This is a genomic window from Pseudoalteromonas sp. XMcav2-N (assembly GCF_024124545.1).
GTDB lineage: Bacteria > Pseudomonadota > Gammaproteobacteria > Enterobacterales > Alteromonadaceae > Pseudoalteromonas.
Genome location: NZ_JAMXSF010000004.1, coordinates 1 through 13,314 on the forward strand (window position 1 = coordinate 1; position 13,314 = coordinate 13,314).

A 13,314-nucleotide genomic window follows, 5' to 3' on the forward strand; every position below is an offset into this window, starting at 1 on the left:
AAAAAACCAGAGAGATGATCGCAATACAAGAGAGGATGAACACATAGGTGGCATCCTGCATAATAAAAATGACTACTACCATCACAACGTATGGTAGTAGTAGGTCTTTAATCGATAAATCCTTTGTCATGTCGAAGTACGTGTAGTTTCAGATTTGAGAGTATATTGTTGGGCATCGGGTCTAACAGGGTGTAACACACTGGAACCGGCAGCGACTTTTTGGCAATCAGTAAATGAAAGAGTTTTCATATTGATGTTCCTTATGTCATTGTTGTTTGCCTAACCAAAACGACTACAATAACTGGCTAGTCAGCTTATTGAGTATAGGCACAGCTTCCGCCTTTGCTCATTCATCGGGAAATTACGTGTTGGCTTGGCAAACGTAATTCAGATGAACAGGGTGTGCTTTAAGACCTATCATATATGATTTATTTCATATAGCACAACATAAGGTCTATTAAGCTCTGGTTAATAAATTTACCACCTAGTCCAGAAAAGTGAAATGAAATTTTTCATATAAGTTTAATTATTTGTTAATTGAATTGTTTGTTTCACTTTTTCTTCTTGAAAATCTGAACATTAACTAGCCTAACTACACTTTGAATTTTGCCATTTCTTTTTCCAGCTGGTGCGTCAATGCCGTAATACTGTCGGTTGCCTGGTGTGCGTGATGAGACACCTGGGCTGTCTGGCTGGCAGTGTCAGATATGGTGACGACTCGGTGAGCTGTGTCTTCTCCAGCTGCAAGTTGCTCTTTGGCTGCCTGTGCAATCTGAAAGCTCATCTGGGATATTGCGCTGAGCGATTCGGCAACGCGTTTCAGTGCCTCACTTGCTTCGCCAGACATAGTGACGGTTTTTTCACTGGTGGCAATACTGAGCGTGACCGACGCCTTTGCTTCTTGTGTCGCTGACTGAAGGTTGCCGATCATGGTATGAATTTCTTCTGTACTGCTTTGTGTCCTTTGAGCCAGTTGTCTCACTTCGTCAGCAACGACTGCGAAGCCGCGACCTTGCTCACCTGCACGCGCCGCTTCAATGGCCGCATTGAGTGCCAGTAAGTTGGTTTGCTCGGCAATGCTTTGGATCACACTCAGTACATTCGCAATGTTTTTCACTTCTTCATCGAGCACCTGGATGTTATTACCAGCACTATCAATCTGTTGTTCCAGCAGTGCAATGGCCTCTGATGCTTTGGTGGTCAGTTTATCAGCACTTTGCCCCTGACTTTCTGCCTGTTGCACAGAATCAGCTGCTTGTTCAGCATGCTCAACAACAGTTTGTGCTGAAGCAGTAAGCTCAGTAATAGCTGACGCGACCATTTGGGTCTCTTCACTCAGGCTGCGGGTCAGGGACTCTAATTCGGTAGAGCGTTTTTCGCCGTTGTGGCTTTGCTCATTCAGGGAATCACTGACCGATTTAAGTCCGCCGACCACGCCTTTCAGACCTTCCTGCATGTATTCCATCCCGGCCAGAATACTGTCAGGTTTGGCGTTATCGCTGTGGATCTCTGAAGTCAGGTTACCACGAGAAACTTCCTGAACAATGTCGAGTACATCGTCCAGTTCGGCACCCAATTTATTAGACAGTGACAGACCAAACCGGGTTAAAGCAAAAGTGAGTGCAACGGCTATCAAAAGCGACAATGAGGCAAGCCAGCTGGCGGTATCCCAGTATCGCTCATCGACTTCCTGATAGCTGATCCCGGTGCCAACATACCAACCAAACAAAGGCGTTTTTTGCACTACTGAGGTCATGGCAGCAATGGTGCCGTTGCGCTCAGATGTCCAATTATAGGTAATGATACGATTGGTTTGTGATCCAACCAGACGTTCCACCATGCGACCAATACTGTTGCCTTTGGCATCTTTGAAATCGTTAAAGCTGGTGTCGTGTAAATGTGGATCGTGTGGGGCGGCGATAAAATTAAGCTTATTATCTACCACATAGACATATTCAGAATCGTGGTATTTATTTTCCCGCAGGATTTGCGATGCCAGCGTTTTGGCTTGCTCTTCTGACAATGCGCCGCTGCGTACAAACCCTTCGAACTGTTGCACAATGTTTGCGGTGCTTTTCATCAGCTGGTTGATGCGCGCAATATTATCCATTTCGCTCGCATGCCTGAGGGATTGCAGCCCTACGATTGCCACTAAGATGAGCGCAACAAAGATTGAGGCTGCAAATAAAATGATTTTTGTTCTTAACGTAAGTGATGAAAACACGTGATGCCCCTGTAGCAGAACCTGAGTTTATGATTTAACACGAATTCCGTATTGTGGAAAGCTGAAAAACGTCAAAGTTCGCTGGTTTTTAGATGATTTTTCCTCATTGTGGGGCATGACAGCGGTTTACTTTGCATTAATTATGTTAATCTCGATATCGCTGAGTAAGCGGTATTCTCCGGGGGCAAGTTGTGCATCCAGTTCGATACCAGCAACATTTTCCCGGTGCAGCTCAACAACCTTGTTACCCACCGCCGCCAGCATGCGTTTTACCTGATGATATTTCCCCTCGCAGATGGATAAACGTAGCGCATACTTATCCAGCTGCTCCGCTATGGCGGGCTGGGTGAGGTTTTTTTCGTTGTGCAGTGCGACGCCCTGGCGCAATTGTTCGAGTGCATCTTCTGTGAGTTGCTCTTGTGTCTCAACCAGGTAAGTTTTGTACTTTTGCTTTTTGGGTGAGGTGATTTGATGTGACCAGTCGCCGTCATTGGTGATTAAAACGAGCCCTGTGGTATCCAGGTCCAGTCTGCCTGCAACATGAAAATCTTTTAAGTTGGGCTCGTCTAAAAGCTCAAAAACGGTGGGGTGCAGGTCGTCCTGATTAGCACATACGTAACCGGTCGGTTTGTTCAGCATATAGTAACGTTTACCCAGGTAAACCAGCTTTTCACCCTCCCACTCGACTGTATCACTTTGCTGGATTGTATGGTCGGCTTTGCTGACTTTTTCGCCGTTGACAACGGCCAGACCTTTTTTGATCCCAATTTTGACTTTACTGCGTGGCAGCTCACAGGTGTGACTGACAAACTTATCTAAACGGCAGGGGAATTTCATAGTAGTTGCTCTGTTAATTGGATACGACCCGCCAGTTGCTGCGGGAGAGCTGAGATCAGCTCTGGAACGCTCTATTATATGCTAGTTCTTGCGATAGATCTCGGGTTCCAAATCATAGGGATGCACGCTGAGATTGAGTGGTTCCTCACCGCATACACTGTACAGCGCATGCAAAATTGTTTCGCTCAGCAGTTGTTTCTGTGCCAGGCTTCGCCCCGCAATGATATGCGCCTGAACATGAATAAAGCCCTGATGTGCCCCACCCAACTGGTAATTGGCGTAGGCAATGGCCCGGGTTTTGATAGTTGCAGGGTCAAACAGCTGCGTGCGCTCTGCGCCCTGATGGACAGCCTGAACGAGTTGAGCAATCGGTATATTCAGGTTCTCTGAATGTTCAATGATGAGATGAGGCATGGTATCACATGATAATTATCGCTAATATGGCGATATGATATGAATCTTTTCTTGCACTGCCAAGTGATTAGTCAGGCAATCAGGCATTCCTGACAGGCGCCTTGGGTATGGCAGGCAGTTATACGGATAACAGGATAATATGCTGGCGATATTTAAATCTAAACCGCTATTGGATGAGGCTCAGGCTCAGCAGTTAATCGCATTGTTTGGCTGGGCGGTGGAACACTTTGATGTGGATTTCTTTCTCAAACACACACGCATTGTTGAGCCTACTGTGCAGGATTTCCCGGATCAGGTTAGCAGCGTTGAGCAAATGGCCCAGACCGTTTTTGCTCGGGTGTGTGATTATGCCGGGTTGCAGCATTGGCCAATTGCACTGTTGCCACCTCAGCAAATGCCGATGCAGCAGAGTTTTCCCAGTTTCACCCTAAGTGGGGGATTACGCGGCGATCAGGTATCTGTGTTACAGCAGCCGGCATTGCCTATTGCGTTGTCGTATAACCCCAATCAGATTAATCAGCCACAGGATATGGTTGCGAGTTTAGCGGGATCTCTGGCAATGATATTAATTCACCAGGTGGGTAAGTTACCACCGGGTGGTCAGGAACACTTGCCTGTTGCCGCTGATGTTCTGGCGGTGTTCATGGGTTTTGGTGTGATGTTAAGCAACAGCGCTTATCATTTCAGGGGCGGGTGTGGTTCTTGTTACAACGCCTATGCGAATCGTCAGGCTGCGCTCAGTGAAGCTGAAACCATATTTGTGCACGCGCTCGTGTGCTACTTTAAACCAGAATATAATGGGGCTAGACACCTGAAGCCGCATTTAAGAAGTCTGTATAAGAAGGCCCGGAAACAGTTAAAGGGGATCATAAAATCGTCCCCAGATCCGGTTTTACTGGCATTAGAGGAGCGCAGTCGTGTCGCCCTATCTGGATGAGTTTGTTCTGATTGCGCTGGCCCATTTTTTTGCGGTGGCCAGTCCCGGGCCGGATTTTGCAATAGTGTTGAAACAGAGCATTAGTTTTGGTCGGCGTAATGCGTTGATGACCAGTGCGGGTGTTGGCCTGGGGATTCTGGTGCATGTCACCTATTGCTTGCTGGGCGTTGCGCTGTTGCTCTCTCAGTCTCCCGAGTTATTTAATGCCTTCAAATATGTGGCAGGCGCTTATCTGGCATATATGGGAGTTCAGGCATTACGAGCAACTGCTGCACCGGCTTCGCAGCAAAGTCATGCAGCGAAGCCGGTGCAGGAAAGCGCGTTTTCGGCGCTTCGTCGCGGATTTTTGGTTAACGCCTTGAATCCCAAAGCCACCTTATTCTTTCTCTCCTTGTTTACCCTGGTGATAGATCCTGACACGCCGCAGTCCGTACAACTTTTCTACGGATTATATATGGCTGTCGCGACCTGGTTATGGTTTTCATCGCTGTCGCTGGTGTTGAGTAAAGCCAAAGTTCGTGGTTTTTTTCAGCGTGCCGGACACTGGTTTGATCGCGCAATAGGGGTGGTTTTACTTTTGCTGGCACTTAGATTGGTTATTTAACGCCGGGAGTTCATATGGCAGCAAGAGAAATACTGAATTTTGCTTTTGGTTCAAATTTAACACCTGCGCGCCTGCACGCGCGCTTGCCTCAAGCCAGGTTACTCGGTACAGCCTGGTTACCTGATTATACCCTGGGTTTTCGTCATCGGGGTCAGGACGGCTCTGCAAAGTGCTCCATTGAACCAGATCACAGCGGTGACGCTTGTGTCCATGGTGTGCTGTATGCGTTGACCGAACAAGAAGTGACGCTGCTTGACCGCATAGAAGGAGAGGGGTATGCGCGCCAGTGTGTTGATGTGGTCCGTCAATGTGGCACTCAGACCACCGCGCACTGCTACCTTACTCAACAATTTCACAACGACCTGTTGCCGTTTTCCTGGTATCTGGAACATGTGCTTCGGGGTGTTCAATATCATCAGTTTCCCGCATCATATCAGCAGCTGTTATCCAGACAGCCTTGTATCCTGGATTTGGACTATCACAGGGCCCGGCGGGAGTTGTCTATTTATCAATAAGGAAGAAAAATAAAAATGAAGTACCAATTTGGCAAAGGTCTTATCGCCGCAGCGCTGTTGACTGTTATGCATACCCCGGTATTGGCCGGACAGGTCACACCTAAAGTCAATGTCGCAGAAGTGGAACGAGCGGTCGTCGAAGCGATGGAGACATTTAATATTCCGGGTATCGCACTGGCAGTAGTAGAGCGCTCAGAAGTGGTACTGGCTAAGGGATTTGGGGTGCGCCATGTTGCACATCGGGATAAGGTAGACGCGGATACCTTGTTCGGCATTGCCTCGAACAGTAAGGCTTTTACTGCTGCGGCTTTGGCTATGCTGGTGGATGAGGGCAAGCTGAACTGGGATGACAGAGTTATTAATCATATCCCGGAATTTCGTCTGGCTGACCCCTATGCAACGCGTGAGATGACCATCCGCGATTTACTGAGTCATCGCAGCGGGTTGGGGAAAGGATCCGGCGATTTGATGATTTGGCCGGACACAGACAAATCCATGTCAGATCTGCTTAATGGTATTGCGCATTTACCGACAAGTAGCAGTTTTCGCAGTGAATATGCCTACAATAACCTGATGTTTGTCGTAGCGGGTGAGGTTGTGCATCGGGTAAGCGGCCAGGATTGGCGTACATTTGTTGAACAGCGACTGTTTAAGCCTTTGGGCATGAATACCTCTAAAGCCGGATTTTCACGGATACCGGCACAAAACACCAACTGGGCCACGGGCAGCATTTACTGGGATAACCAACTTACGCCATTCTTCATCGATTATCTGGAAGATTTCCGTGGTGCAGGCGCCATTGCCTCCAGCGCAAATGACATGAGCCGCTGGCTACTGACCCAATTATCACAAGGACAAACACCTGAAGGTAAACGCTTGTTCAGTAGTGAACAGCAAACCCAGATGTGGTTGCCTCATATTATGCGTAAGCCCAGTAAAGAGGGTAAAAAATACTACCAGCAACAATTCAGAGGCTATGGCCTGGGCTGGGCCATTGAAGATTATTTTGGCCATAAGAAAGTGGGTCATGGCGGCGGGATCCTGGGCATGGTTTCCCAGGTAGCGATGATACCGGGCAAAGAGCTGGGTGTGGTGGTGTTATCAAATCAGCAGGTTTACCCGGCCCTGACCGCCATCATCAATGAGGTATTTGAAGACGCACTCGGCTTGCCAGACAGAGACTGGGTGAAAGAAACCGCAGAGCGTTATTACGCAAAGCGCGAGGAAGCTTATAGTGAGGCGGGTGCAGTAAAAGTTGACAACCCTCAACCGGCACTGGCCAATCAGGTGTATACAGGCACCCTGAGCAGTCCCTGGTATGGTGATGTCATTGTTGAAGAGCTGGATGGTCAGTTGTATATCGATTTTACCCACACTGCGATGCTCAAAGGAAAGTTGGTCCATCATACGGGGAATACCTTTGTTGTTAGGTGGCAACAACCTATGCTGGAGGCAGATGCCTATATTCACTTTACCTTGTCCCCATCGCAACAGGTTGAGGCGGCAAGTATGTCCTGGGTAAACCCGGATATCACTGATTTCAGTTTTGATTTCCATAATTTGCGGCTTACAGCTAAATCGTTACCAGAACAGTAAGTAGGCAGGTTACACCAAAGTATCAGGGTCCGCCCCAGTCGGCTCTGATACACTTAGTCTATTATTTCACGAAGGACCGGCTTTGCTATGCGTACGGCGTTGATCACTCACCCACTTTGCCGCAAACATAAAATGATTGTGGACCATCCGGAATGTCCGGAGCGTCTGGATGCCATCTCTGATCGTATTCTGGCCTCCGGGTTGGATGTCGCCATTGAATATAAAACAGCACCCAGGGCGACATTAGAAGATATTGCACGAGTGCATGACCAGAAACATATCACTCGGGTATATGAGGCATTACCAGAGTCAGGTCTTGCAGAGCTCGATGGCGATACCTGGTTATGTCCGGATTCAATGAAAGCCATCGAGCGGGCTGTGGGCGCGGGGATCCTGGCCGTCGATGAGGTCTTAGCGGGTAAGCTGGATGCGGCTTTTTGTGCTGTTCGACCACCTGGCCATCATGCCAACCAACATAGTTCTTCGGGGTTCTGTGTATTCAATAATCTGGCCATTGCGGTGGCTTATGCAAAGCAACAAGGAGTAGAGCGCATTGCGGTGCTGGACATCGATGTGCACCATGGCAATGGCACGCAGGATATTGTCCGCGATGATCCTCAGGTGCTGTTCTGCTCTTTGTTTCAATACCCCTTCTATCCGAATACAGCGATTGAAAATACTGACTCAGTGTTAAATTCGCCGCTGCCAGCTGGCAGCGATGGGCGTGACTTTCGGGCTCTGGTTGAGCAACAATGGCTGCCCAGACTCAAGACGTTTTCCCCTCAGCTGATTTTCATCAGTGCCGGGTTTGATGGCCACCTTGAGGACGATATGGGGGGCCTGAGCTTTGTCGAGCAGGACTATATTTGGTTTACCGAACAAGTGATTGCCTTTGCCAAAGCTCAGTCATGTCTGGGGATCATTTCCTACCTTGAAGGTGGCTATGATCTGTCATCGCTGGGACGCAGTGTCGAGTGCCATATTCGGGCACTGGCAGAAGCCTGAGATTTATCCTGTTAACGAATATTCTCTAACAGTTTAAAGGCATCTTCGACGCTGCATTCACTGAGTTTAGAGACGCAACACTGGCCTTCCTGTACTAAGGTTTGTTGCACTAATCGGGTGAGTGCATCGGCCGACAGAGGCGCTATCGCCTCCCCGAAACGAGTCATATACTGGCCATCACGATAGATACAGATCCCCTCGTCAGGGCCCGAATAATGGCACATTTCCGTCAATTCACTCTCATTGCTGACATAAGCTAGACTTTGGTCTAACCATAATAGGAACGGGTAAGACTTTATTGTCATTATTTGTTCTTGGTCAAGGTTGTTTAAATTATCTCCATTATACTCGATTAGATTGGCTGAAAGCGAGGCTGTGCTTATGATGGGCGATACACGTCAACTGCAAATTAAAGATGTTTACTCAAATAACCTGCTGTGTTGTGACTACACCACGTGTCTGTATGATGCGCTGAGCCTGATGCGAGAGCGGCGGGTCAGTTCGATATTCATTACGCAGGACGATAAAATCGTCGGGATTTGGACGGAGTCAGACTGTGTCAGTCTGGACTTCGAACACCGTGGTCTGGCACAGATCGCCATAGGCAATATAATGAACTCTCCGGTTCATGATATCCTGATCAGTCAAACGCTAAGTGAAGCGACCATCAAGTTCCATCAACTGGGTATTCGCCATTTACTGGTGAAGGATGCACACAACCGGCCGTTGGGCGTGGTTTCTCTGTCTGACATTGTACGCAATCAGGGACTAGACCACTATCTGCACTTTCGCCCCATAGAAGATCATTTTGAGTCACAGATCAGCACCTTGGATGCACAAGCGTGTATTTCTGAAGCCATTCATACGATGCGCCGAGACAAGACCACGGCCGTTTTAGTCTATCATCAGACCCTGGCAGAATATGGCATTATCACGCAACGGGATGTGGCCTATGTGATCCTCAATCAGGACTGGCGAATGCCCTGCTGGGAGCTGGCCAGTTACCCCATGGAGTCTATGACACCCAAAGATAGCTTGTTTGATGCTTATCGTTTGATGACAGCACGTTCTATTCGTCATCTGGTGATCCGTGAGCCAGAGTCTAACCAGGTGATGGGCTTACTGGCACTGAAAAATGTGCTCACAGAAATAGAAACGGCTTACTGCAGTGAATTGGAAAAAGTGCTGGCTCAGCGTGACTTGGCACTGCAAAAGTCGGAGAAAAACCTCTATCTGGCCAATCGCATTATCGATGCATCGCTCGATGGTATTATGATCACCCGGGCCAATGGTGAGATCATCCAGATAAATCCGGCGTTTAGCGCGTTAACCGGGTATCAGGATTACGAAGTGCTGGGTAAAAACCCCAGTATTCTCAGCTCCGGAGTACATGGTCAGGATTACTATGAACGGATGTGGAAGGAGTTGCGAAATAAGGGCGTCTGGCAGGGAGAGATCTGCAATAAACGTAAAAGTGGTGAAGTCTACGTTGAGTGGCTGACTATTATTGAGATCAATGAACCCTACAGTGATGATGTCCTTTATGCGGCCATTTTCAGTGACATTACTGAACGTAAAAATGCTGAGGAAAAAATTGCCCGGCTGGCTTATTTTGACGAATTAACCGGATTACCTAACCGGCGCTTATTTTACGATAGACTGTCGATGGCTCTGGCCTCAGCACAGCGCGATAAACATAAACTCAGCGTCATGTTCATCGATCTGGATCGCTTTAAAGAAGTCAATGACACGCTAGGCCACAGCGCCGGAGATAAGCTGCTCAGCCAGGTGAGTGAACGGATCAAAGCCATCCTGAAACAAGGGGATACACTTGCCCGTCTCGGTGGCGATGAGTTCGTGGTGTTACTCACGGAAGTAGAGCACATGGAAGATGTCGTTAATTTTGCTGATCAGATCCTAAGTGAGCTCAGTGTGCCCTTTGCACTTGGAGAACTTAACGTCACTGCTACGGCCTCTTTAGGTGCGGCAATCTATCCCGAAGACGGCCAGGACAGCGAGAGTCTGCTCAAACATGCGGACGTAGCAATGTATCGCTCCAAAGAGCTGGGGCGCAATTCATTCCAGTTATACAAAGCGTCAATGAATGCGCGTTCGCTGGAACGTTTGTCGATGTTAAGCCGTTTTCAAAGTGCGCTGGAAGGGGGGGAGTTTGAACTGCATTATCAACCACTGCGCTGTCTGACCAGTGGTCGGATCATGAGTGTGGAGTGTCTGCTGCGCTGGCAGGATCCAAATCTAGGCACTATCTCGCCTGCGCAGTTTATTCCACTGGCCGAAGAGCTGGGCTTAATTGTCAAGCTGGACCAATGGGTGATTAACGAAGCTTGCCGGCAAATGGCGTTATGGTTGAACGAAGGGCTGGATATACGCCGCATTGCTATTAATATTTCCGCCAGCCATCTCAGTCAGGGCGACTTGGTGATGACCATGGCCAAAGCGCTGGAGCAGCATAACCTGGATGGTCGCTATGTGGAGTTAGAACTGACCGAAACCAGTTTTGTGAGTAATCTGCACGATGCCAAGGTCATGCTGAAAAAGCTCAAAACTCTGGGAGTATCGATTGCATTGGATGATTTTGGCACCGGTTATTCGGCGCTGAGCTATTTGACCAAACTGCCGATCGACATACTGAAAATTGATGCAAGTTTTATTGCCAAAATTCCCGATGAATATGGGAATAGCGAAATTGTGACGGCGATTGTCGCGATGGCAAAAGCACTGAACTTACATGTGGTGGCGGAAGGGGTTGAAAAATCGGTGCAGCAGAAGTTTTTGCAGAAGCTGGGGTGCCATACCATGCAGGGATATCACTACTGCCGCCCGTTACCGCAGTCAGACTGGCTGAACTTCTATCGCTCAGAGCGGGGCATAAGCGAGCTTGCGCCCCCGCAACGCCTAGTAAACGGCCGTTAAACAGCCGCGTATAATTTAGTCCAGGCTTACCGAGACTTCGTATGATGTGAACTTACGAATATTGATGACGCCTGTGTCAAAGATTAGGTACTGACCTTTAATACCTTGTAAGGTGCCGCTGACAACTGGCTCCTTATCAAAGTTAAAGGAACTGATTTTACTTGGATAACTGGTAACCGGGAAGTTCAGGTCTACCACTTCTTCATCCAGCCGCTCAATGGCCGTGGCACCAAACAGTTCGGCCAGCTCGTCCAGCTTGGCCTGGATCTGTGGAATAAGCTCTGCTGCGGATGCCTTGAGGTCCAGCTCAGGATTAATACCCTTGAGCATATTGCGCCAGTTGGTTTTATCGGCAATGAATTCGGCCAATGCCACTTCGACCAAGCCGGATTGTAATCGGGTCTGGACTTTGAAGATGGGCACAGCCTGTGTGGCACCCTGATCTATCCAGCGGGTTGGGATCTGGGTATGACGAGTGATACCAACTTTAAGACCGGACGTATTTGCCAGATAGACGTAGTGGGGGATCATACAGTGGGTTTCACCCCACTCAGGTTCACGGCAGGTGCCCTGATCGTAATGACAGGTTTCAGGCTTCATGATGCACATGTCGCAGCTGGCCAGTTTTTTCATGCACACGAAACAGTGACCCTGAGAGTAACTCTTCTTGGTTTTTTTGCCACAGTTACAGCAGAAAATATTGCCACTGAAGGTGAGCGTCAGACGCTTGCCAATCAGGTCGTTCAATGGCAACAGGTCGTCGCCTACGGGTAGCTGATAGTTTATGGTTGGTGCTGATGCACAATTCAATTGTGCCTGCATCTTACGTAGAGTACCTTGCATCTTTACGCCCCTAAAGATGGTTGAAATAGGCGATCCTAGCAAAGCGCGACACAGAGGTGAAGGAAGGGAGAGAAATAAAAACCGGGTCAGTGACCCGGTTTGGTATGATTAAACTTATTGCTCGCGAGCGATGGCGCGATAGGCGATATCGGTACGGTATTCAACACCGTCCCAGTTAATCTCCTGTACCAGCGCATATGCGCGCTTTTGGGCTTCTGTTACTGTGTGACCTAAAGCAGTGGCACACAATACACGCCCGCCCGCGGTAACCACAGCGCCACCATCCTGTTTGGTACCTGCATGGAAGACTTTCTCACCTTCCGGGTAAGTAACACGCAGCCCAGAGATGGCATCGCCTTTCGGATAGCTGCCAGGATAGCCCTTAGCTGCCAGCACCACACCCACAGCGGCGCGAGGATCAAACTGAATGTCAGTCTGATCCAACTCTTGGCGGTTGGCCGCTTCAATCAGTGTAACCAGATCAGATTGCAAACGTAGCATGATAGGTTGCGTTTCAGGATCACCAAAGCGACAGTTGTACTCAATCACTTTCGGCGTACCGTCTGCGGCAATCATCAGGCCGGCATACAAAAAGCCGGTGTAAGGGTGGCCTTCAGCTGCCATACCTTCCACGGTCGGGGTGATCACTTCATCCATAATGCGCTGGTGGATATTTGCGGTCACAACCGGGGCAGGAGAGTAGGCACCCATACCACCTGTGTTCGGGCCTTCATCGCCATTGTAAGCACGCTTGTGGTCCTGACTGGTGGCGAATGGCAAAACGTTCTTACCATCGACCATCACGATGAACGAGGCTTCCTCACCTTCAAGGAACTCCTCAATCACCACGCGGCTACCTGCTTCACCAAAGGCATTACCCGCCAGCATATCGCGAATAGCGTCTTCCGCTTCCGCTTCGGTCATTGCCACGATCACGCCTTTACCGGCAGCCAGGCCATCTGCTTTGACAACAATGGGGGCGCCTTGTGCTTTGACATAGGCCAGAGCAGGCTCGATCTCTTCAAAGGTCTGATAGGCCGCTGTCGGGATCTGATGGCGTGCTAAAAAGTCCTTCGTAAATGACTTAGAGCCTTCCAGCTGAGCCGCGCCCTGAGTCGGACCGAAAATAGCCAGGCCAGCTTCACGGAAGCGGTCTACTACGCCGATCACCAGTGGCGCTTCAGGGCCAACAATGGTCAGCTCGACCTTATTCTCTTGGGCAAAAGCCAGCAATGCATCGATGTCTTCCACACCAATGGCGACATTTTGTAGTTTTGGCTCAAGCGCCGTGCCTGCGTTGCCAGGGGCAACAAAGACTGTTTTTACAGATGGGTTTTGTGCAGCCTTGAACGCCAAAGCGTGTTCACGGCCACCGCTGCCAATGACGAGTATATTCATGGCAATT

At 49.0% G+C, this 13,314-nt stretch carries 12 protein-coding genes; 6 read left to right on the forward strand and 6 right to left on the reverse strand.

What is annotated here, in order from left to right:
- Positions 1–592: 592 nt before the first annotated feature.
- The 3 genes from NH568_RS06330 to NH568_RS06340 all read right to left on the reverse strand — a co-directional run bounded on the left by NH568_RS06330 (position 593) and on the right by NH568_RS06340 (position 3,475).
- Positions 593–2,224 carry a methyl-accepting chemotaxis protein gene (locus tag NH568_RS06330; protein WP_253045773.1) on the reverse strand — a complete coding sequence of 544 codons (1,632 nt, stop codon included), beginning with the start codon at positions 2,222–2,224 and terminating at the stop codon, positions 593–595.
- Between the two features lie 126 nt (positions 2,225–2,350).
- Positions 2,351–3,061, reverse strand: coding sequence for a pseudouridine synthase (locus tag NH568_RS06335; RefSeq protein WP_253045776.1), 711 nt, complete (start codon positions 3,059–3,061; stop codon positions 2,351–2,353).
- An 81-nt stretch (positions 3,062–3,142) separates the two neighbouring features.
- A complete protein-coding gene (locus NH568_RS06340; RefSeq protein ID WP_253045779.1) occupies positions 3,143–3,475 on the reverse strand; it encodes a 5-carboxymethyl-2-hydroxymuconate Delta-isomerase in 333 nt (110 codons plus the stop codon).
- A 139-nt stretch (positions 3,476–3,614) separates the two neighbouring features.
- On the opposite strand from NH568_RS06340, the gene NH568_RS06345 reads away from it, so the two are divergent.
- The 5 genes from NH568_RS06345 to NH568_RS06365 all read left to right on the forward strand — a co-directional run bounded on the left by NH568_RS06345 (position 3,615) and on the right by NH568_RS06365 (position 8,132).
- Positions 3,615–4,412, forward strand: coding sequence for a hypothetical protein (locus tag NH568_RS06345; RefSeq protein ID WP_253045781.1), 798 nt, complete (start codon positions 3,615–3,617; stop codon positions 4,410–4,412).
- Positions 4,393–5,016 carry a LysE family transporter gene (locus NH568_RS06350; RefSeq protein ID WP_253045783.1) on the forward strand — a complete coding sequence of 208 codons (624 nt, stop codon included), beginning with the start codon at positions 4,393–4,395 and terminating at the stop codon, positions 5,014–5,016. The genes NH568_RS06345 and NH568_RS06350 overlap by 20 nt, the downstream gene beginning before the upstream one ends.
- A 14-nt stretch (positions 5,017–5,030) precedes the next feature.
- Positions 5,031–5,531, forward strand: a complete 501-nt coding sequence (locus NH568_RS06355; protein ID WP_253045785.1) for a gamma-glutamylcyclotransferase family protein — start codon at positions 5,031–5,033, stop codon at positions 5,529–5,531.
- A 66-nt stretch (positions 5,532–5,597) separates the two neighbouring features.
- Entirely contained in the window at positions 5,598–7,127 is a 1,530-nt protein-coding gene (locus NH568_RS06360; protein ID WP_253046171.1) for a serine hydrolase, read from the forward strand.
- Positions 7,128–7,214: 87 nt separating this feature from the next.
- On the forward strand, positions 7,215–8,132 hold the full coding sequence (locus NH568_RS06365; protein WP_253045788.1) for a histone deacetylase family protein: 918 nt from the start codon (positions 7,215–7,217) through the stop codon (positions 8,130–8,132).
- Positions 8,133–8,143: 11 nt separating this feature from the next.
- Here the strand turns inward: NH568_RS06365 and NH568_RS06370 are convergent, their stop codons facing one another.
- Positions 8,144–8,437: a DUF4144 domain-containing protein gene (locus NH568_RS06370; protein ID WP_253045791.1), complete on the reverse strand. Its 294-nt coding sequence runs from the start codon at positions 8,435–8,437 to the stop codon at positions 8,144–8,146.
- Between the two features lie 76 nt (positions 8,438–8,513).
- Here NH568_RS06370 and NH568_RS06375 point away from each other — a divergent pair, with 76 nt between their 5' ends.
- Positions 8,514–11,066, forward strand: a complete 2,553-nt coding sequence (locus NH568_RS06375) for an EAL domain-containing protein (RefSeq protein WP_253045794.1) — start codon at positions 8,514–8,516, stop codon at positions 11,064–11,066.
- A gap of 15 nt (positions 11,067–11,081) precedes the next feature.
- Here the strand turns inward: NH568_RS06375 and NH568_RS06380 are convergent, their stop codons facing one another.
- Positions 11,082–11,909 (reverse strand): DUF2797 domain-containing protein, encoded by an 828-nt coding sequence (locus NH568_RS06380; RefSeq protein WP_253045798.1) that lies wholly within the window; start codon positions 11,907–11,909, stop codon positions 11,082–11,084.
- A gap of 114 nt (positions 11,910–12,023) precedes the next feature.
- Positions 12,024–13,307, reverse strand: coding sequence for a phosphoribosylamine--glycine ligase (gene purD / locus NH568_RS06385; RefSeq protein WP_253045801.1), 1,284 nt, complete (start codon positions 13,305–13,307; stop codon positions 12,024–12,026).
- Between the last annotated feature and the right edge of the window lie 7 nt (positions 13,308–13,314).